20 protein-coding genes and 1 riboswitch are annotated in these 19,010 nt (G+C 70.9%); of the genes, 4 read left to right on the forward strand and 16 right to left on the reverse strand.

Annotation, left to right across the window (positions count from 1 at the left end; all coding sequences use genetic code 11):
• Positions 1-60: 60 nt before the first annotated feature.
• The 5 genes from UO65_RS06995 to UO65_RS07015 form a co-directional block, all read right to left on the reverse strand.
• A complete protein-coding gene (locus tag UO65_RS06995) occupies positions 61-1,176 on the reverse strand; it encodes an acetate/propionate family kinase (RefSeq protein ID WP_052020847.1) in 1,116 nt (371 codons plus the stop codon).
• A 5-nt stretch (positions 1,177-1,181) separates the two neighbouring features.
• Positions 1,182-3,599 (reverse strand): phosphoketolase family protein, encoded by a 2,418-nt coding sequence (locus tag UO65_RS07000; RefSeq protein ID WP_084175361.1) that lies wholly within the window; start codon positions 3,597-3,599, stop codon positions 1,182-1,184.
• Positions 3,600-3,687: 88 nt separating this feature from the next.
• Complete coding sequence (locus tag UO65_RS07005; RefSeq protein ID WP_035279880.1) at positions 3,688-4,431, reverse strand: GAF and ANTAR domain-containing protein; 744 nt, start codon at positions 4,429-4,431, stop codon at positions 3,688-3,690.
• A gap of 571 nt (positions 4,432-5,002) precedes the next feature.
• Positions 5,003-5,374: a hypothetical protein gene (locus tag UO65_RS07010; RefSeq protein ID WP_035279881.1), complete on the reverse strand. Its 372-nt coding sequence runs from the start codon at positions 5,372-5,374 to the stop codon at positions 5,003-5,005.
• 85 nt (positions 5,375-5,459) lie between these two features.
• Positions 5,460-6,110, reverse strand: coding sequence for a phosphate signaling complex PhoU family protein (locus tag UO65_RS07015; protein ID WP_035279952.1), 651 nt, complete (start codon positions 6,108-6,110; stop codon positions 5,460-5,462).
• A 13-nt stretch (positions 6,111-6,123) separates the two neighbouring features.
• Between UO65_RS07015 and UO65_RS38930 the strand changes: the two genes are divergently transcribed.
• A complete protein-coding gene (locus UO65_RS38930) occupies positions 6,124-6,450 on the forward strand; it encodes a transposase (RefSeq protein ID WP_407643118.1) in 327 nt (108 codons plus the stop codon).
• Between the two features lie 466 nt (positions 6,451-6,916).
• On the opposite strand, the gene UO65_RS07020 is transcribed toward UO65_RS38930, so the two are convergent.
• The 9 genes from UO65_RS07020 to UO65_RS35620 all read right to left on the reverse strand — a co-directional run bounded on the left by UO65_RS07020 (position 6,917) and on the right by UO65_RS35620 (position 15,092).
• A complete protein-coding gene (locus UO65_RS07020) occupies positions 6,917-8,701 on the reverse strand; it encodes a thiamine pyrophosphate-requiring protein (protein WP_035279882.1) in 1,785 nt (594 codons plus the stop codon).
• On the reverse strand, positions 8,698-9,909 hold the full coding sequence (locus tag UO65_RS07025) for a zinc-dependent alcohol dehydrogenase (protein ID WP_035279883.1): 1,212 nt from the start codon (positions 9,907-9,909) through the stop codon (positions 8,698-8,700). Before UO65_RS07025 ends, UO65_RS07020 begins: the two co-directional genes overlap by 4 nt.
• Before the next feature lie 255 nt (positions 9,910-10,164).
• The gene (locus tag UO65_RS07030) at positions 10,165-10,572 is read right to left on the reverse strand and encodes a four-helix bundle copper-binding protein (protein ID WP_411431345.1); all 408 of its coding nucleotides are present in this window, start codon (positions 10,570-10,572) and stop codon (positions 10,165-10,167) included.
• Positions 10,573-10,845: 273 nt separating this feature from the next.
• Positions 10,846-11,535, reverse strand: coding sequence for a DsbA family oxidoreductase (locus UO65_RS07035; RefSeq protein ID WP_035279884.1), 690 nt, complete (start codon positions 11,533-11,535; stop codon positions 10,846-10,848).
• Positions 11,536-11,712: 177 nt separating this feature from the next.
• Positions 11,713-12,468, reverse strand: coding sequence for a hypothetical protein (locus tag UO65_RS07040; RefSeq protein ID WP_052020848.1), 756 nt, complete (start codon positions 12,466-12,468; stop codon positions 11,713-11,715).
• A gap of 189 nt (positions 12,469-12,657) precedes the next feature.
• On the reverse strand, positions 12,658-13,080 hold the full coding sequence (locus UO65_RS33125; protein ID WP_084175362.1) for an anti-sigma factor antagonist: 423 nt from the start codon (positions 13,078-13,080) through the stop codon (positions 12,658-12,660).
• 229 nt (positions 13,081-13,309) lie between these two features.
• A complete protein-coding gene (locus UO65_RS07050; protein ID WP_152552004.1) occupies positions 13,310-13,615 on the reverse strand; it encodes a hypothetical protein in 306 nt (101 codons plus the stop codon).
• 406 nt (positions 13,616-14,021) lie between these two features.
• On the reverse strand, positions 14,022-14,204 hold the full coding sequence (locus UO65_RS07055) for a hypothetical protein (RefSeq protein ID WP_035279886.1): 183 nt from the start codon (positions 14,202-14,204) through the stop codon (positions 14,022-14,024).
• Between the two features lie 175 nt (positions 14,205-14,379).
• Positions 14,380-14,523: riboswitch (cobalamin riboswitch) on the reverse strand.
• A gap of 368 nt (positions 14,524-14,891) precedes the next feature.
• Complete coding sequence (locus UO65_RS35620; protein WP_146241041.1) at positions 14,892-15,092, reverse strand: hypothetical protein; 201 nt, start codon at positions 15,090-15,092, stop codon at positions 14,892-14,894.
• A 386-nt stretch (positions 15,093-15,478) separates the two neighbouring features.
• Here UO65_RS35620 and UO65_RS07060 point away from each other — a divergent pair, with 386 nt between their 5' ends.
• A complete protein-coding gene (locus tag UO65_RS07060; RefSeq protein WP_152552005.1) occupies positions 15,479-15,886 on the forward strand; it encodes an STAS domain-containing protein in 408 nt (135 codons plus the stop codon).
• 91 nt (positions 15,887-15,977) lie between these two features.
• Here the strand turns inward: UO65_RS07060 and UO65_RS38560 are convergent, their stop codons facing one another.
• Complete coding sequence (locus UO65_RS38560) at positions 15,978-16,112, reverse strand: hypothetical protein (RefSeq protein WP_267880588.1); 135 nt, start codon at positions 16,110-16,112, stop codon at positions 15,978-15,980.
• 268 nt (positions 16,113-16,380) lie between these two features.
• On the opposite strand from UO65_RS38560, the gene UO65_RS36625 reads away from it, so the two are divergent.
• Positions 16,381-16,749, forward strand: coding sequence for a DUF2238 domain-containing protein (locus UO65_RS36625; RefSeq protein ID WP_110078611.1), 369 nt, complete (start codon positions 16,381-16,383; stop codon positions 16,747-16,749).
• A gap of 135 nt (positions 16,750-16,884) precedes the next feature.
• On the opposite strand, the gene UO65_RS07065 is transcribed toward UO65_RS36625, so the two are convergent.
• Positions 16,885-17,115: a hypothetical protein gene (locus UO65_RS07065; protein ID WP_035279888.1), complete on the reverse strand. Its 231-nt coding sequence runs from the start codon at positions 17,113-17,115 to the stop codon at positions 16,885-16,887.
• 162 nt (positions 17,116-17,277) lie between these two features.
• Here UO65_RS07065 and UO65_RS07070 point away from each other — a divergent pair, with 162 nt between their 5' ends.
• Positions 17,278-18,558 carry an erythromycin esterase family protein gene (locus UO65_RS07070; protein WP_052020850.1) on the forward strand — a complete coding sequence of 427 codons (1,281 nt, stop codon included), beginning with the start codon at positions 17,278-17,280 and terminating at the stop codon, positions 18,556-18,558.
• Positions 18,559-19,010 lie beyond the last annotated feature (452 nt).

A 19,010-nucleotide genomic window follows, 5' to 3' on the forward strand; every position in this document is an offset into this window, starting at 1 on the left:
CTCGATCGTATGGGCTTCGAGGGGCTGTCGGCGTGGATCGGGGCGTCTTCACAGGTGGTGTCAGGACAGGGCGGTGCGGGTGTGGCGGGCGATTTCGAGGTCTTCGCGTGCGGTGACCACCAGTGTGCGCACCTCGGCGTCCGCCGTGCTGATGTCGGCGTCGGAGGTGGCCGTGTTGCGGGAGTCATCGACGTGCACGCCCAGGTGGGCCAGGGCCGCGGTGGCGGCGGCGCGGACGCGGGGGCTGTGTTCGCCGACGCCACCGGTGAAGGTCAGGGCGTCGAGGCCGCGCAGGCTCGCGGTCATGGCGGCGATCTCACGGACCAGGCGGTGGACGTAGACGTCGAAGGCGAGCGTGGCGGCCGGATCGCCGGTGTCGGCGCGGCGCAGGATCTCGCGCATGTCCGCGGAGCCGCCCAGGCCCAGCAGGCCCGACTCGGACTCCAGGGCGTGGGTGAGCGCGCCGAGGTCCAGGCCGCTGTGTTCGAGCAGCCACAGGACCAGGCCGGGGTCGACGCTGCCGGAGCGGGTGGCCATCACCAGGCCTGCCAGCGGGGTGAAGCCCATGGTGGTGTCCACCGAGCGGCCGCCGTCGACGGCCGCCAGGGACGCGCCCGCGCCCAGGTGGCAGGTCACGATCCGCAGGTCCCGGAGCGGGCGGCCCAACAGCTCGGCCGTGCGCCGCGCCGCGTGGGAGTGGGACAGGCCGTGGAAGCCGTGGCGGCGCAGCGCCCACCGCTCGTTCCACTCGCGCGGCAGGGCGTAGGTGGCCGCGGCGGCGGGCAGGGTGGTGTGGAAGGCCGTGTCGAAGCAGGCGACCGCGGGGGTGTCGGGCAGGACCTTCCACACCGCGTCGATGCCCGCCACTCCCCTGGGCTGGTGCAGCGGCGCCAGCTCGGTCAGCGCCGCGATGGCGTCGCGGACCCCGCTGTCGAGCACCACCGGCTCGGTGAAGCGGGCGCCGCCATGCACGATCCGGTGCCCCACGACGTCGACGGTCGACTGGGCCGTGACGAACCGCTCCAGGCCGTCGGTGTCCTCGGCGCCGGACCAGTCGGTCAGGTCCAGCGAGTCGACGACGTCTTCGCCCGCGAGCAGGCGGACCTTCAGGCTGGAGGAGCCCGCGTTGACCACCAGCACGGTGTTCGGCTCGGCCACGCTGTTCGGTGCGGTCATGGTGTTCAGTTCGTCCAGGCCCAGTCGAGGACCTCGGGCAGGTCCTCGCCGTGGGTCCGGGTCCAGGCGTGGTGCCGGGCCCGCTTGTCCACCATGGCCTGCCGCAGCCCGGCGGTGCGGACGCCGAGGCCGGGGACGCGGTTGAGCACGTCGATGACCAGCCGGAAGCGGTCCATGTCGTTGAGGACCAGCATGTCGAACGGGGTCGTGGTGGTGCCTTCCTCCTTGTAGCCGCGCACGTGGAGGTTGCCGTGGTTGTTCCGCCGGTAGGTCAGGCGGTGGATGAGCCACGGGTAGCCGTGGTAGGCGAAGATGACCGGCTTGTCGGTGGTGAACAGGGCGTCGAACTCCGGGTCGGTGAGGCCGTGCGGGTGTTCGGTGTCCGGTTGCAGGCGCATGAGGTCGACGACGTTGACCACGCGGACCTTCAACGCGGGAAGGTGCTCGCGCAGCAGCGACACCGCGGCCATGACCTCCAGGGTGGGCGCGTCGCCCGCGCAGGCCAGCACGACGTCGGGCTCGCCGCCGTCCTCCGAGCCCGCCCACTCCCAGATGCCCACGCCGCGGGCGCAGTGCAGGACCGCGTCCTCGATCGAAAGCCAGTCGGGGGTGTCGTTCTTGCCCGCGACGACGATGTTGACGTAGTCGCGGCTGCGCAGGCAGTGGTCGGCCACCGACAGCAGCGTGTTGGCGTCCGGCGGCAGGTAGACGCGGATGACCTCCGCCTTCTTGTTCACGGCGTGGTCGATGAACCCGGGGTCCTGGTGGGAGAAGCCGTTGTGGTCCTGCCGCCACACGTGGGAAGTGAGCAGGTAGTTCAACGAGGCCACCGGGCGCCGCCACGGCAGGCGCCTGCTGATCTTGAGCCACTTGGCGTGCTGGTTGAACATCGAGTCGACGATGTGGATGAACGCTTCGTAGCAGTTGAACAGCCCGTGCCTGCCGGTGAGCAGGTAGCCCTCCAGCAGGCCCTGGCACAGGTGCTCGGAGAGGACCTCGATGACCCGGCCGTCGCCGGAGAGGTGCTCGTCGGTGTCGAGGGTTCCGGCCTGCCACTGCTTGTCGGTGACCTCGTAGACCGCGTCCAAGCGGTTGGACGCCGTCTCGTCGGGACCGAAGATCCGGAAGTTGCGGGCGTCGGCGTTCTCCTCGGCGACTTCCCGCAGCCACCGGCCCAGCACCCGGGTGGGTTGGGAGGTCGATCCGCCGGGTTGGGCGACCTCGGTGGCGTGCGTGCGGAAATCGGGCAGCCGCAGCGACCGCAGAAGCAGGCCGCCGTTGGCGTGTGGGTTGGATCCCAGGCGCCGGTTGCCCGCCGGGGCCATGGCGCGCACCTGCTCGACCGGGGCGCCGGAGTCGTCGAACAGCTCCTCCGGGCGGTAGGAGCGCAGCCACTGCTCCAGCGCGGCCAGGTGTCCGGGGTTCTCCCGCACCGCGGACAGCGGCACCTGATGCGAGCGCCAAGTGCCCTCCACCGGAACACCGTCCACGTGCGAGGGGCCGGTCCAGCCCTTCGGGCTGCGGAGCACCAGCACCGGCCACCGGGGGCGGCCACTGCCGTCGCCGGTGCGCGCCCGCCGCTGGATGTCGTCGATCTCGTCCAAGGCCCAGTCCAGGGCTGCGGCCATGTCGCGGTGCATCGTCGCCGGGTCGCTGCCCGAGACGAAGCGCGGCGCGTAGCCGTAGCCGCGCAACAGCGCGTCCAGCTCGTCTTGGGGGATGCGGGCCAGCACGGTCGGGTTGGCGATCTTGTACCCGTTGAGGTGCAGGATCGGCAGGACCGCGCCGTCGGTGGCCGGGTTGGAGAACTTGTTCAGGTGCCAGCTCGCGGCCAACGGACCTGTCTCGGCCTCGCCGTCGCCGATGACGCAGGCCACGATCAACCCCGGGTTGTCGAGCGCGGCTCCATGGGCGTGGGCCAGGGAGTAGCCCAGTTCGCCGCCCTCGTGGATGGACCCGGGCACCTCCGGGGACACATGGCTGGGCACGCCGCCGGGGAAGGAAAACTGCCGGAACAGCGCGCACATGCCCGCCTCGTCCTGCCCGATGTCGGGGTAGGCCTCGCTGTAGGCGCCCTCCAGCCAGGTGTTCGCCAGCGTTCCGGGACCACCGTGACCGGGGCCGGTCACGTGGATGACGTCGCGGTCGCCCGCTCGGATCACTCGGTTGAGGTGGGCGTAGACGAAGTTCAACCCCGGGGTGGTGCCCCAGTGGCCCAGGAGCCGGGGCTTGATGTGCTCGACTCGCAGCGGCTCCCGCAGCAGCGGGTTGGCCAGTAGGTAGATCTGTCCGGCCGAGAGGTAATTGGCCGCCCGCCAGTACGCGTCGACACCGCGGAGTTCGTCGCCCAGCAGGTCGCCTGCCCGCGGTGCACCACCGGAGAGCCTGCTGTCTCGCGGTGCCGAACCCGTTCCCCCGCCCATCCTGGCTCCTCCATCGTGTCCGGCGAACAGCGGCGGGCAAGCGCCCCTCGGGCAGTCTTTCCCCACCGGTCGGTGGCCAAACAGGGGATCAGGCGCCGTGGTCGGGTCGGCCGGTGGTGTGGGCGACGAACCGGGCGGCCAGGTCACGCAGTTTGATGTTCTCCCGCTGGGACTGCTCGGCCAGCAGGGTGAACGCCTCATCGGCCGGGATCTGCCGCAGCGCCATGAGGATGCCCTTGGCCTGGTCGATCACCGCCCGGGTTTCCAGCGCGATGATGAGCTGCTCGGTGGTGTCGCGGGCTCGCTGGTAGCGGCGGTGCACGCGCAGCGTCGCGGTCACGGTGCTGGTGTAGAGGTCGAGCAGCTTCACGTCCAGTTCGGCGAACCCGTGTTCGGCGGCGCTGTAGCAGTTCACCGCGCCGGTGTACTCCTCGTCGATCGTCAGGGGCGCGGACAGGAAGCTGCCGAACCCGGCCGCCCGGGCGTCCTTGGCGAAGGCGGGCCACTGCTCGGCCGCTTCCTCGACCGACACCCGCACCAGGTGGCCGGTGCTCGCGGCGCGCAGGCACGGGCCGTCACCGGTGGCGTACTGGTCGCGGTCCAACCGGGCGGGGATGTCGCTGGTCGTGGCCGCGGTGCGCGGGGAACCGTCGACGAGCAGGGTGATGCTGGCCTCGTCCACCCCCGGCACGGCCCGGGTGACCTGCTCACACACCTGTTGCAGCAGCAGCGTGAAGTCCTCCACGCTGTCCAGTGCCGCGGTGAGGGACTCCACTGCGGCGGTGACCTCGTCGAGGACAACCGGCCACGCCCGCTCGGGTTGCTGGCCCATGACAGTTCTCCTCATCGGCCGCGCCGAACGGGAGGCAGTCGTGCACACGGAGACACGAGCGGATCAGACGGCATCCCGAGCATGTCGGTGGCCATCCCCACCGGTGTGCGGTGGGTTCCCGGCCCGCTGCTGGACCAAGAGGACACGCGCAGCTTCCCCAGTGCGACGAGGTTCCCACGGTGTTCGCGCGGAATCGGCATACCGCGGAGGTGACGCACCGCTGATCCGGTGCGCACGAGGAACCTCGGCCTCCACACAGTACAACAGCGCACACACGAGCATCAGCGCCTGCTCGGCGAACCAATCCGACGAGCCGGGGCTTCCACAAGCCTCACCCCCTGCGGCCACCACCGGTGAACCAGGGTCGTGCGACGAACCTCCGGGGACGCCGACTGCAACCCCACGCACAAGCGTGTGACCTGGTGGGCTGCGGGTCGAACAGGAAAGCGCCTTCCTCGAACCGTTGCCGGTCGGGGGCGCACCCGGTGTGTGAGCGGTTCATCAGGGACACCGGTACGTCGTTGGCCGGGTGTGGCGTGGTGACCATCCACAGCCGGGTGTCGATTCGGTTTCAGCCGGGTGCTTCCTGTGCCGTCGGCACGGACAACCCCGCGGTGTGCTCGGTGGGGTTGCCGGGGCTCGACGCTGTCGGGGCGCACCACTGGTCGGCCAGTCGGAGGAGTTCGGCGTCGGCCTCGGCGACGACCTCGTCCGGGACGTGGGCGCGCAGCGCCACCGCCACCCACAGCGCCGCGGTCGCGGGCGGTCCGTCGGCGCCGGTGGCGAGCACCCGCAGCAGCCGGGCAGCCCGTTCCAGCAGCCTGGGGTCGACGGACACACCGGGCACCGTTTCCGACCGGGGGTCGGGCGGCGGGCCCAGGCTGGGGGCGGGGCGCACGTACCGCATGGCCATCAGTGTCACCAGGTCGGCAGTCAGGTCCATGACCGCATCCTTCCCGCCCGACCTGCTCGGCGGCGGGTACGGCACGCACCCGGTCGGGTACGTTCCCGTGCTCAGTGCGAGCCGGTCAGCCCGAGCGGGGCAGCTCGCCGGTGGCTGCGAACTCCAACCGTGTGGCCACCGACACCGCTTGGTCGCCGAAGCGCTCGAAGAAACGGGCGACCAACGCCAGGCCGGCCGCGACGGCAGGACCGTGTCCCCAAGTCGACGCGGTGACGTGGGCCAAGACCTCACCGTGCAGGCCGTCGAGGACTTCATCAGCGGCCACGAGCTCGGCGTGCCCACCCTGCGCGGGACCGCCCACCAGCTCACCGACCCGATCGGCCATGTCAGCGGCCGTCTGCCCCATGCGGCTGAACGCCGGGTGCAGCTCGGTCGGGACGACCCGGGCGGGGTGGGCGATGCGGGCGTGGGCGGCGATGTGGGCGGCCAGGTCACCCATGCGCTCGATGCGCTCGGCACCGTGGATCGCGGCCAGCACCGCGCGCAGGTCCCCTGCCACCGGGGCCTGCAAGGCCAGCAGGGTGTTGGCCTGCTCCTCACACCGGTCACGCCGCTCGTCCAAGTCACTGTCAGCGGCCAGCACCTGCTCGGCCAAGGCCAGATCCGACTCCAACAACGCCCGGGTGGCCCGCCGCATCGCCGTCGCGGCGTGCTCGCACATCCCGCCCAGCTCGACACCAAGCTGGACCAGGTCCCCGTGAAAAGTCTCCCGCATCATCCCAATCCTAGTGGACGGGCCGCGCCCGCGAAGCGTCCGTGGAACGGGCCGCTCGCGCCGCCGGCGCGTCGTCCGGGGCTCGTCATGCACCAGAGGTACCACGACAAGTACCTGCGCCTGGTCCACGTTTGCGGCGTCATCCCGAACATCACCCGCCGCAGGCACTGCACACGACTCCGGCCTCGGTGTCGTCCACTGGCCGGTCGAGCACACCTTCGCCTGGCTCAAGAACCTCCGGCGCCCGCGCATCCGCACCGAACGACGAGCCGACACCCGACATACCATCCTCTTCCTGGGCTGTTCGATCTTCTGTCCCCGCAAGCTCATCCTGAACTGACTTCCAAGGCGACGGCCGCCAACCGCGTCGCCGGACTGGACCGTGCCAGTACGGTGAGGAACCAAGGAAGAACTCCAACCCGCTGAACACCTGGCCATCTCCTCGGCGGTGTTCATCTCAAGCATCCGGGCGACGATCGGGACAGCCACCGAGCGGCTCCGGCTGCGGGGTACCACCGGTATTGGTGGCGCGGTCGTCCTCTGGTGCCCCGAGTTGCCGTTTCGCTGGTCATCGGGCGATGAGGAGTCCGTTTCGTCGAGCCCCTCCTGTTCGGTGGTGGGCTTCGCCTTGCCGACGCGCACGGCTTCTTCCTTGGGACCGGCTCCGGTGATGTCCTTCATCCGGTCTGGTACCGGACGGCCGCGAGACACGGGCGCGACGCGAACCAGCGCGGCGATGGGGCGCTGTCCCGGTGGTCAGGACGGCCGGCGACGGTGGGTCGGGTGCCCGTCCGACCTACCGCCGTTCACGGCTGTCGGTGTCCTTCGTCGGCGCGTTGCCGCCGCAGGTGCTCCCGTTCCGCATCGCCGTCGGGCTCCTGGTCGAGCCCTTGTCGGATCGTGTCCGCCTTCTCATCGGGCAGGTGCGGGGCGAGCAGCGGCACCGCGGGGTCCACGATCGCCTCGACGACCACCGGCCGGTCGGCGTGGAACGCCTCGTGCCACGCCTTGCCCACCTGCTCGGGTGAATCGACGCGGATGCCCCGCAGCCCGAGCAGCTCCGCGTAGGCGGCGTAGGGGAAGTCCGGCACGCGCTGCGAGGTGGGGAAGCGCGGGTCGCCCTCCATTTCCCGCTGTTCCCAGGTGACCTCGTTGAGGTCGCGGTTGTGCAGCACCAGCACCACGAACCGCGGGTCGGCCCAGGTGCGCCACCGGTCGGCCACGGTGATCAGCTCCGGCAGGCCGTTCATCTGCATCGCGCCGTCGCCCACCAGGGCGACGACCGGCCGGTCCGGCGCGTCCAGCTTGGCGGCCAGGCCGTAGGGCAGGGCGCAGCCCATGGACGCCAGGTAGCTGGACGTGTGGGCGGGCACGCCGACCGGCAGCGCCAAGTGACGGGCGAACCAGTAGGTGGCCGAGCCGACGTCCACCGCCACCCGCACATCGGGGGGCAGGTGGCCGGACAGCTCGTGCACCACCAGCTCCGGGTTGAGCGGGTCGGCAGGCGTCTGGGCGCGTTGCTCCGCGATCCGCCGCCACCGCGCCACGGAGGTGAGCACCCGCTGCTCCCACCGGCGGTCGGGGTTGCGGCGCAACAGCGGCAGCAGCGCCCGCAGCGTCTCGGTGGTGTCCCCCACCAGCGGGGCCTCGACCGGGTACTTGCTGCCGACCACGCGGGCCTCGATGTCGATCTGCACGGCGCGCGCCTGCCCCGGCCCCGGGTAGAACTCCGTCCACGGGTCGTTGCTGCCGACGATGAGCAGCGTGTCGCAGCCCGACATCAACTCGGCCGAGGCGGTGGTGCCCAGGTGGCCCATCACCCCGGTGTGCCACGGGGCGTCCTCCGACAGCACCGGCTTGCCCACCAGCGACGCCGTCACCCCCGCGCCCAGCACCTCGACCACCCTGGTGATCTCGCGCTCCGCGCCCGCCGCGCCGCGCCCGACCAGCAGCGCGACCTTCCGACCGGCGTTGAGCACGTCGGCGGCCCCGCGCAGGTCGTCCTGGTGCGGCAGCACTCGGGGCCGGGCGACGACAGCCGAGGAGGGCACCACGCCGTGGGTGTGCGGCGGCTCGTCCACGGCGTCGGCGCGCTGCACGTCGTGCGGCACGATCAGGCACGTCGGCACCCGTTCGGAGATCGCGGTGCGCATGGCGTTGTCCAGCAGCACGGGCAACTGCTCGGGCGCGAACACGGTCTGGGAGTACTGGCCGCACACGTCCTTGAACAGCGCGTGCAGGTCCACCTCCTGCAGGTAACCGGTCCCCAGCGCGGTGGACACCACCTGCCCGACGATCGCCACCACCGGGCGGCGGTCCAGCTTCGCGTCGTACAGACCGTTGAGCAGGTGGATCGCACCGGGACCCTGGGTGGCCAGGCACACGCCGACCTGACCGGTGTACTTGGCGTGGCCGGTGGCCATGAACGCGGCCATCTCCTCGTGCCGGGTCGGCACGAACTCCGGGTCGCCGCCCGCCCGGTGCAGGGCGGCGAGGACCGGGTCGATCCCGTCGCCCGCGTAGCCGAACACCCTGGGCACGTCCCAGGCCCGCAGGCGGCGGACGAGGGCGTCCGCGACGGTGCCGCTCATGCGACGTCCAGGACGGTCTTGAGCCAGCCCTCTTCGCGCCGGTCGAAGGTCCGGTACGCCTCGACGGCGTCGACGGGCTGCTCGTGCCGGGTGATGAACGCGGTGGGGTCGACCACGCCGCTGACCACGAGGTCGAGCAGTTCGGGCAGGTAGCGGCGGTGGTTGCAGTTGCCCATCCTGATCGTGAGGTTCTTGTTCATCGCCTCGCCGATGGGGAAGCTGTCGAAGCCGGGCGGGTAGACGCCGATGATCCCGATGCTCCCGGCCTTGGCGACCGCCTGCACCGCCCACCGCAGGGCCTGGCTGGGCGCGTCGCCGGGCACCCACTGCTCGCCGCTCGGGTTCGCCTCGGGGGCGGCCTGCTGCCGTTCCCGCTCGAACTGATCGGCCTGTTGCCCGGCCTGCTCGGCGGCGGGGCCGGTCTCGGGGCGCTGGGCGTCCACGCCGACGGCTTCGATGACGCGGTCCACGCCGATGCCACCGGTCAACTCCTTGACCAGCGCGACCGGGTCCTCGCGGTTGAAGTCGACGGTCTCGGCGTTCTGCTCGCGCGCCTTGTCCAGCCGGGAGGCGATGCCGTCGACCACGAACACCCGCCCGGCGCCCTGCCGCTTGGCCGAGGCGATGGCGAACTGCCCGACCGCGCCCGCGCCCAGCACCAGCACGCTGTCGCCCTCGCGGACCTCGGCCAGCCGCGCGCCGAACCACGCGGTGGGGAAGATGTCGGACAGCAGGATGGCCTGGTCGTCGGTCACCGCGTCGGGGATGCGCACCAGGGTCGTCATCGCGAACGGCACCCGCGCGTACTGCGCCTGCAACCCGTCCACCGGACCGGTGGTCTGCGGGCCGCCGAAGAAGGACGTGCCCGCGGACGGTCCGTTCGGGTTGGCCGTGTCGCACTGCGCGTAATAGCCTGCCCGGCAGTACGAACACGTGCCACACCCGATCGTGGAGGTCACCACCACCCGGTCACCGCGAGAGAACCCACGCACCGCGGGTCCGACCTCCTCCACCACGCCCACGGCCTCGTGGCCGAGGACCGTGCCCTCGACCATGCCGGGCATGGTGCCGCGCACCAGGTGCAGGTCTGTGCCGCAGATCGCGCTGCGCGTGATGCGCACGATCGCGTCGCTCGGTTCCAGGATCTTCGGGTCGGGCACCTCTTCCGAGCGGATGTCCCCGGTCCCGTGCCACACCACAGCCCTCATGCCATCTCCTCCGTCGTCGTCCACGGACGGCTTCCCGCACGATCGACGGTGAAACGCGACCAACCCGGTCCGCGGGCCGGGCGTCGACGCGGCACCCGCTTCGGGGCGCGGTCGGCAACGACGCCGCGCGGCCTCGCCCGGGGCGGTGCGCCCAAGCACCTGCGACGTGCACCTTCCCGACGCACTTCGCGCAGTGGAACGTCCCGGCCTCCTGCGCCTTCTCCCCGGCGTGGGCGGTCACCTCGCGAACCTCCGTCAGCCGGTGGCGGCCAGCAGGTCTCGGCACGCCTGTTCGCAGTTGCGGCACGCCTCGGCGCAGATGCGGCAGTGCTCGTGCATGTTCGCGTGCCGCTCGCACTCGTCCGCGCAGGACTCGCACGCCGTTGCGCACGCCTCCAGCAACGACCGGCGGATGCCAGCGTCCCAGCCGGTGTGCCGGGACAGCACCCGCGCCGTGGTGGAGCAGATGTCGGCGCAGTCCAGGTCCGTGCGCACGCACTTGGTCAGCTCTGCCACCGAACTCTCGCTCAGGCAGGCGTCCGCGCACGCCGTGCACGCCTGGGCGCATGCGATCAGCGCATCGATCGCCGCGGCCAGCCTGCCCCGGTCCAGGTCGATCTCGGCCGGGTGGGTTTCCAGCATCAGCATCGTCGTGGTGGTCAAGCGGATCACTCCTCAGCTCGTGTGTCACCGGAACTCGTGTGTCACCGGACTCGGATGGGTCCGGCGTCCACCCCAGTTCGACGCAACCCCTGTCAGTGCGAGCGCGGTCAACGTCGTGGGAACCACGCACGGGGCTTCACCCGCTCGACCCGATCACAATCGACGCGGCGTTCGGGAACTCCGTCGCGCACCCGGTGGTGGTCGATACCTGCCAACGTCGCGCAGCTGTCCCGTCCGTCCGCCTGGGAATGGGCTCACCGGGTGATGGCGTGTTCATGCGGCGGTGTCGGCGGCGCGGCGGACGAGGTCGGCGAAGATCCCGGGGTCGTCGTGCTCCACCACCGGGAACCCGGCGCCCTGCTCCCCCACCCAGCGCAGCCCGATGCCGGGGTTGTGCACGTCGTGGCCGTCGGCGAAGAACAGGTGCGGGCTGCCCTGCACCGCGTCCCGGTTGCCCCGGTAGTCGCGCATCATCGGCCCGCGCGCCCGGCCGTCGTCCAATGCCTCGCCCAGCGCGTCGGCGTCCACGTGCTCGCAGTTGCGGGCGATGTCGACGATCTCGTGCCGCAGCGAGACGCACCGGCTGTCGCGGAACAGCGCCAGCCGCAGCGCCATGTCCAACTCCTCTGCCGCCCGCGGGGACTGCTCCTTCGCCGCGTGCACGGCCTCGTTGGCGGGCGCGGTGGTCACCGGCCAGTCCGCCGGGTCGCCCTGCCAGTTCTTCCACCCCAGGTCCGGCTCCAGCGCACCCACCACCGGGATCTCCGAATCCAGGAACTTCTTCGGGATCGGGAAGGCGTTGACGTCCTCCAGCAGGAAGCACCGGTGGTCCAGGTGCACCCGGTCGACCAGGTCCAACTCGTCCCGGGCCCGCAACAACCTGACGATCGCCACCGTCGACCACGCGCACGCGACATCGGTGTAGACCACGATCGTCCCCGGTCGCACTTCAGGTCGTGGCATTGCCCCACCTTCCTCTCGAGCGTCCTCGGCGAGTACCCAGGTCGGCCGGGAAGGAACGCGAGTACCCCACATCGGGACTGGGCCCGCATCGAACCTGAGAGCCCGGGTAGTCGATCCTTCGGGGTGTGGTCCTGGTGGTGGGGCTGGGCCCGCGGTTGACGACCGCCCCGGGCATGCTCAGTCGGCCGCGGTCGTCGAGGTGCGCAGCGTGGCCCAGACCACCTTCCCCCCGGAGGGGGTCGCCGAGGTGCCCCAGGCCGCCGCGAGGTTCGCCACCAGGCCCAGCCCGTGGAGTGCCCGCGAACGCGCCTGCTCGACCGAACGTGGTTCCGGGTGGGCCGGGTCCTCGTCGTACACGGCGACGGAGAGGACGCCGCGGCGGTGCTCCAAGCGGACAGCGGGCGCCGACAAGGTGTGCTGGATGGTGTTCTGGACCAGTTCGGAGGCCAGCAACACGCCTTCGTGCAGGAACTCGTCCAGCCCCCAGCCTGCGAGCGTCTCGCGGACGAAGACGCGACCGATGCGCAGCGCGGAGTGGTCGTTGGGCAACTCGACCCCGGCCACCCGGCGTATGGGAGCGGAAACGGCGGCGAGTGCCTCGTCCGTGGTGGCGTGCACGTCGAGGAATCGGCGCAGGTGGCTGTCGGCGGCCACGGCGCCGCTGTCGGCCCCGCAGACCAGCCGCAGCACCACACCGGGCCAGTGCGCGAGCTGGTGCGCGACCGTCACGAACACCGACAGCGCGATCGGGTCCGCGCACTGCACCGCACACAGCTCGACCACCAGGGCGGTGGGCGCCTCCGCCGCGCACTTGAGCAGGTAGCCCTTGACCCGGGGATACTGCGCACGGTCGAGGCGCCCGCGCACAGCCACCACGATGGCGTCGCCCACAGCGCGGTGGCTCAGCTCCAACGGGACCGGACTGATTGCCATCCGGCCTCCTTCGGCTCACGGAATCGAACATCAACCACACGGTCGGAGCCAGTCGCCACCGCAGGCACTCCGGGGACATCGAGGGGAGTCGTCCGGCATCGACGCCCACCGCGCGGACCATGGCACCCGGCCGGACAACGCGGTCACACGAGCGGCAGCGTGACTCGGGTCAGGACGTCGTTCCGGCGCTCATCCACCCGGTCGTGGTTTCGTTCGACCGTTGACGTACCCACCCATGCCTGTCCGTCGAACACCTGCCGTCACGGTTTCCTCAACACACATGACCGGGAAGAGGCCGGTCACTTCCAAAGCCCGTCGAGGAGGGCTGCCCGAGGGGGACACCACCGCGAATCCCCTGCCGTTGTCCACGCAGCGTTGCCTGGTCTCCAGCAACATGGCCAGGCCGGTGGAACCCATGAACGACAGGGCGGTCAGGTCGATGACCAGCGCGCGGTCCCCGCTCGTGGCCGTGGCGGTGTCCAACGCCGTGTTCACCACCGGGGCGGTCACCATGTCCAACTCCCCGCTGATGTGCACCACCACGTGCGACGTCGTCTTGTCGACCCGAACATCGATCAGGTTCCCGTGCACCCCGGTCCTCTCTCGGCGCATTCGGCACTCACTCCGGTTCCCGCGCGGCTTCGTCGAACCCGCGAAGCCGCCGCGGTGTCCAGGAGCACCGCCGGGCACCCGTCCACGATCGGGCTACCCGCGCACAGGCGCGGGGAAACCGACGGAGCCCGAGACGTCCGACGATCCGCGTGAACCCTCTGCCCAGGTCCGCTGTCGCGGACACTCGACGGGGGAACGGTCGGTCACCGGGGTCGGCGCGCGCCGGGGCTCACCCGACGCCGTGGTCGGTGGCCTGCCGCCCCAACTCCCGCTCACCCATCTCCCGGACCGCGTCGGACAACGAGGGAAAGGTCGGGATACAGGTGTGCGCGCCGCTCAGCCGCACCACCCGCAGGGCCAGCCCGTCCGCGGCGACCAAGGCCAGCGCGTACCCCCTCGCACCGCGCGCGGCCGCGTCCTCGACGATCAGACCGAGACAGGACGCCGACAGGATTTCCACCGCCGACAGGTCCAGGATGGCGACCGGCTCCGGCAACGCCGCGAAGACGTCGCGCAGCCCCCTCTCAGCGGTCAAGTCCAACGCCCCGCGCAGCACCGCCACGCCGATGTCCGAACGGTAGGAGACCAGACGGGCGAGCGGCGCCGCGCCCGCCGCGAGGTCACGACCAAGGGGTGAACTGTGCTCCCCTCGCACAGCCGAGTGCGCCACATGCGGTCCGGCCCCGCGGCGGTCACCGGGTCCCGCCCCGGCGACGTGTCCTCGCGCGGCCTCATTGTCACTCTTTCGTGCATCCACGGCCGGGGCATACCCGCTCACCCGGAATCCACGTCTGTTGGGCCCAGACGGTCCATCCGTTCGGCACCAGCGCGCGGGGTCGCCCACCTGTGCGGACCGCAACGCTGGAACAGAACTCGCCGAGTACCAGGTGGGCGGGGTCGATCGTGAACGTCGAGCAGGACACGGCCGCTGCACCTGTTCTTCATGCTGGGCGGCGGTGGGGTGCCGGGAAGGCGGCGGCGACCCGGCCGACGAGGCAGGTGGCGAGTGCGCGGACGGCGTCGACGTCGGTGGAGCGGTCCAGTGCGGTGATGACGTGGTGGCTGCGGCTTCCGACTCGCAGTTCGTCCGTCCCGTCCTGAGAACGCAGGTCCACCTGGACCACGTGGGCACCCCTGTCCGAGATTACCGGTCGCGCGGGATCACCCCCACCACGGGCAAAGGCTCACCTCCGGCCTGGATGCCCTCGGCCCGCACGTCGGCGAGCGCGGCGCCTGGCCCATCTGGGTTGGGAACCGCCGGGCAAGGCCTCCTTCACCGAGGCCGTCGCCGGACTGACCGCCATCCGGATGAGGTGCGGAACGACCAAGCCCGCGAAGCCGGTACCATGCGGAACGCCTTCCCAGGCCGCTCGGTCCTGTGGCGCGTTGTTCCGCTGATCACCCTCACCACTGCGCGGCAGTTCCGAACTCGCACCGGATTCCCTCCGACCGCCGGAGGTCGAGCGGCCGAAGCTCCGCCACAGACACTTGCGGGCAGGATCGTCGACAATGCGGCCACAGCGACAGCGCGCACCGAGTTCTCCTTTGCACTCGCAGGGGCCCGACGCCAACGCCATCCCCACCTCGAGCGTGCCCGTTGACCATCGCGTAGCCGCGCCGCTGTTCAGAAGGGGACCCAACAGGTGATGTCCATGTCTCGGTCGGCCAACCGGGTGTGGGTCCGCCGCAGGGTCAGTTCGCGCTGGTGGATCGCCGCCCGCAGCACGTCGGCGGGACCGGGTCACCCAGGATCACCGAAACACCACGCCACCGGATGGAGCACGCCTTGCGTTCGACACCAAAGGGTAAGATCACACCAACGGGTTCGGCACAAGTGAGAATCGGCCAAATCCACGTGTGTTGAACCCGGGGCCGGCTTGGTGAATGCCGATGGGTACGGGCGTGCACGTCAGCGCGAGGCGTTCCGCGCGACGGCGCAGCAGAACCCAACCGTCGCTGGCGCTTTCGACGTCGAAGCCTTGCTCGAAGTACTCGTCGAGTGCACGGCGCATCGCCGCGCCTGCGGCAACGTACAAAACAGGGCAGGGTGCCCTCGGGGCAGGCCCGCTCAGCGCGGGAACCGCTCCGGGGGCCGACGAGGTCTGGGAAAGAGCGTCGCTCACGTCACCGACCATGACCCCTTGTTCCCACCGCGGGGCGCGGTGAAACCTGGATCGTCCGGACAACGGTGGCAGGGCGGCCGTGCAGCCGGACCAGCCCGCCCGGGCCCGAACCACGGCACACCCACAGCACATCAACGACCCGCGCTCCCCATAGACGCTGCGCCCTGCTGCCGTTGAGGTCGCCACGCGGATGCACCTCGAACAGGTGGGGTGAACAACGGCCCCCGCAGTGGACGAAGAAAGATTCATGTCTACGGTGACTCTCGAACGGGCGGTTGAGCAGACAGCCGTCGCCGTCGATGGCTTCCTCAACCGGAGAACTCCAGGTGAACGATTGTCTGCTCGACACAACGGTTGCACGGACCGCAGGATGGACCACCGTGCAGGTCAAGGGCGAGGTCGACCTCCTGACCGCGCCCGCCCTGCGGGCGGCCGTCTCCGACGGCCTCACCCGGTTGCCCTCACCCGCCGTCGTCGTGGTGGATCTGACCGGGGTCACTTTCCTGGGGTGCACGGGCATCGGGGTGTTGGTCGACGCTGGGCTGCGCGCCCGCGAACGCGGTGGTGCCATGGTCGTGTCCTGCCCCGGGGGAACCGCGTCTCGTCGGATCTTCACGCTCCTCGGACTCGATGGCGTTCTGACCTTGATCGAGAACCTCGATGACCTGGACGGGGTGATCTGAGCCACCGAGAGCAACCGGGCACCGCTCCTCTCACCCGGTGGCCGCTGCTTCCGATGTCGCAGCACCACCTGCGGGGCGACAGGTACGCCGACTACAACGTCGAGGAGGACCGGCGGGCGGTCGCGGTGACCTGCGGCCCCACCCGGCTGGTGATCAGGTCACGGGCGGCCTCGTCGCTGCCCGTGACCGCGCCGCCACCCTGGCGGTCACCGGCGCCGCCGTCCATGGAACTCGTCAGCCCCGCCGACCGGTCAGCACCGGTTCCCGGCCACATCTTCGAAGGGCGAGAGGCACTTCACCACAGGCGGCCGGTTCGGTTCAGGCGGGGAGGGTGGGTCGTCGAGTTTACGTTCCATGTCCAGGGCCAGGCGTTGCACTGCCCTCTCCCGATTTCCGCCGGTGGCATCGGCGGGGGATCGCAGCCCGCCTGCGCGCCACCGGGATGCCCGTGGCACCGGCGCCGCTGCGGCACTGAGGGGGCAAGGCTCTCGCTCATGCCGTTCGTACTGGCTTCGTACTGGCATGGAGGGATGCCGTTAGGGGTGTGCACGGACATGCCGACCACGAAGGTGTCCGCGCCAAGGCAGTGGTTCGGCCTTGAACGCAACCACTATGACCGCGTCGATCACGTCGTGCAGGGAGCGGTGTCCGCCGTCGTGGTGCGCGAGTTGTCGATCCGGTGCATTCGTCCCCTCGGTGTGGTGCGATCCGGGGCTGATCGCCCGACGACTCCGATGTGGACCGTACCCGTGGTGCTGCGTGCGCCGGGTGTCTGCCTGCTCAGCCACGAGGTGGTGGCCACCGACGGCATCGGTGGCACCACCTCGCAGACCGTCGAGCGGTACGGTGTCCCGACACTGTGAGGCGCCTGGTCGGCGCCACACCCGAGTGAACACCACCCGGCAAGGTGAGCATCGTCGCGGGCGCATCCGGCCGTCGTCCGCACCTTGTGCCCGCGGTCCATGTGGGCGGGACCGCGGGCACAAGGTGCGTCGCGGTCAGCCGTTGAGTCGTCGGGCGAGCAGTTCCTTGCCCTCTTCGGCGCCCTTGTGGCTCGCGCCCTGGGCGCGGCGGAAGAAGTCCGCCAGTTCGCTGTCGCCCGCGCGGTCGGCGTCGGCGATGTAGGTCTCCAGGCGCAGCGCGTTGCTCAGGCACGCCTCGACGAACCAGATGATGTTGTAGTCCTTGTCCTGCGTACCCGTCACCTGACCGCTCTCGTTGCCGGACATCCGTTCCTCCTCGTGGTCGGGGTTTCCTGCCCTGCGTGGTACCCGTCGGAGACGGGTTGACACCCATGCGCACGGGAGGAAGTGGGGCATCCGGCTGGTTTCCGCCGGAACGGTGCGGGTATGCGGTTCGGACACCGGCCGACGACCGCGAGGAGGACACCCATGTCCCGATACGGGGATGAGGTGGCGGCGCTGGCCGCGCCGCTGACCGATGCGGGCGATCTCGACGTGCTGCTGGATCGGGTCGGCGACGCGCGGGTGGTGATGGTCGGTGAGGCCAGCCACGGCACGCACGAGTTCTACCGGTGGCGTGAGGCGCTGACCCGGCGGCTGATCACCGAGAAGGGCTTCTCCTTCGTGGCGGTGGAGGGCGACTGGCCCGACTGCGGCCGGGTGGACCGGGCGGTGCGGTGCTCGCGGCACGCCCCCGAGGACCCGCGTGCGGCACTGGCGGCGTTCGAGCGGTGGCCGACGTGGATGTGGGCCAACGAGGAGGTCGTCGACTTCTGCCGGTGGTTGCGCACGCACAACAGCGGGCTCGACATCCACCGGAGGGTGGGCTTCCACGGCTTGGACGTGTATTCGCTGTGGGAATCGCTGCGCGAGATCCTGACCCACCTGCGCGAGCACGACCCCGCCGAGGTGCCCGCGGCCTTGGCCGCCTACCGGTGCTTCGAACCCTACGGCGAGAACGCGCGGTACTACGCGTCGGCCACCCGCCTGGTGCCCACCGGCTGCGAGAACGAGGTGGTCGACCTGCTGGTGCGGCTGCGGGGGCGGGCCGCGGGCGGCGGCGCGTTCGGGGCGTGGCAGAACGCCGAGGTCGTCGCGGGGGCCGAGCGCTACTACCGGAGCATGGTCCGCGGTGGGGGTGAGGCGTGGAACGTCCGCGACCGCCACATGGACGAGACCCTCGACCGGCTGCTCACCCACCACGGGCCGGGCGCGAAGGGGGTGGTCTGGGCGCACAACACCCACGTCGGGGATGCCCGCGCCACCGACATGGCAGTCCACGGCGAGGTCAACCTCGGCCAACTCGCCCGTGAGCGGTACGGCGCGGACCAGGTGGTGCTAATCGGGTTCGGCAGCCACCGCGGCACCGTCATCGCGGGCGACTCGTGGGGGGCGCCGATGCGCGAAATGCCCGTGCCCGCCGCCCGCCCCGGCTCCCTGGAGGACGTGCTGCACGCGGCCGCACCCACATCGGCCCTGTTCGTCTTCCCCCGCGACGACCGCCCCGACCTGCTCACCACCGAACTCGGGCACCGCGCCGTCGGCGTGGTGTACCACCCCGAACGCGAACACCGGGGCAACTACGTGCCCACCGTGCTCGGCGACCGCTACGACGCCTTCGTCTGGATCGACCGGACCCGCGCACTGCACCCGCTCCACACCCGTCAGACGGACGCACTGGAGCCGCAGACCCATCCGACAGGCACCTGACCGAACGTCCCCGGTGCAGAAACCCATGACGACAGGCCTGCCACCGACGCCACCGCTCGTGCCGCGCAATGCCCGGCGCCGTCCGCACCGTCGCCTCCCGCAGAGGCGACCCGGTTCGGCAGGCGAGGCGCCCCCCGCGTCCGCGCACCTGACACCGGTCGTCGGCGAACTCGCCGAACCAGACCTCGACCCCGACCGGCAGGCCTTCCGGTACCCCGAGCACCACCCGGGGGGCAAGCGGACCGGTCCCGGTCGGCGTGGTTCCCGCTCCTCGACCCCAACGTCCACAAGCCGTCACCTGCGGATCCCGATGGTGACAACCCGGGTGGTGAGTCGGCACGAGCCCGACCCACCACCCCCATGTGGAACACGCTCGAAAACGGGTAGACAGAGCTGACCGCTGATCGCGAACAGGAGCGCACAACATGGTCCAGCCGACCCCTCCACAACCG

The organism is Actinokineospora spheciospongiae (genome assembly GCF_000564855.1).
GTDB classification, from domain to species: Bacteria; Actinomycetota; Actinomycetes; order Mycobacteriales; family Pseudonocardiaceae; genus Actinokineospora; species Actinokineospora spheciospongiae.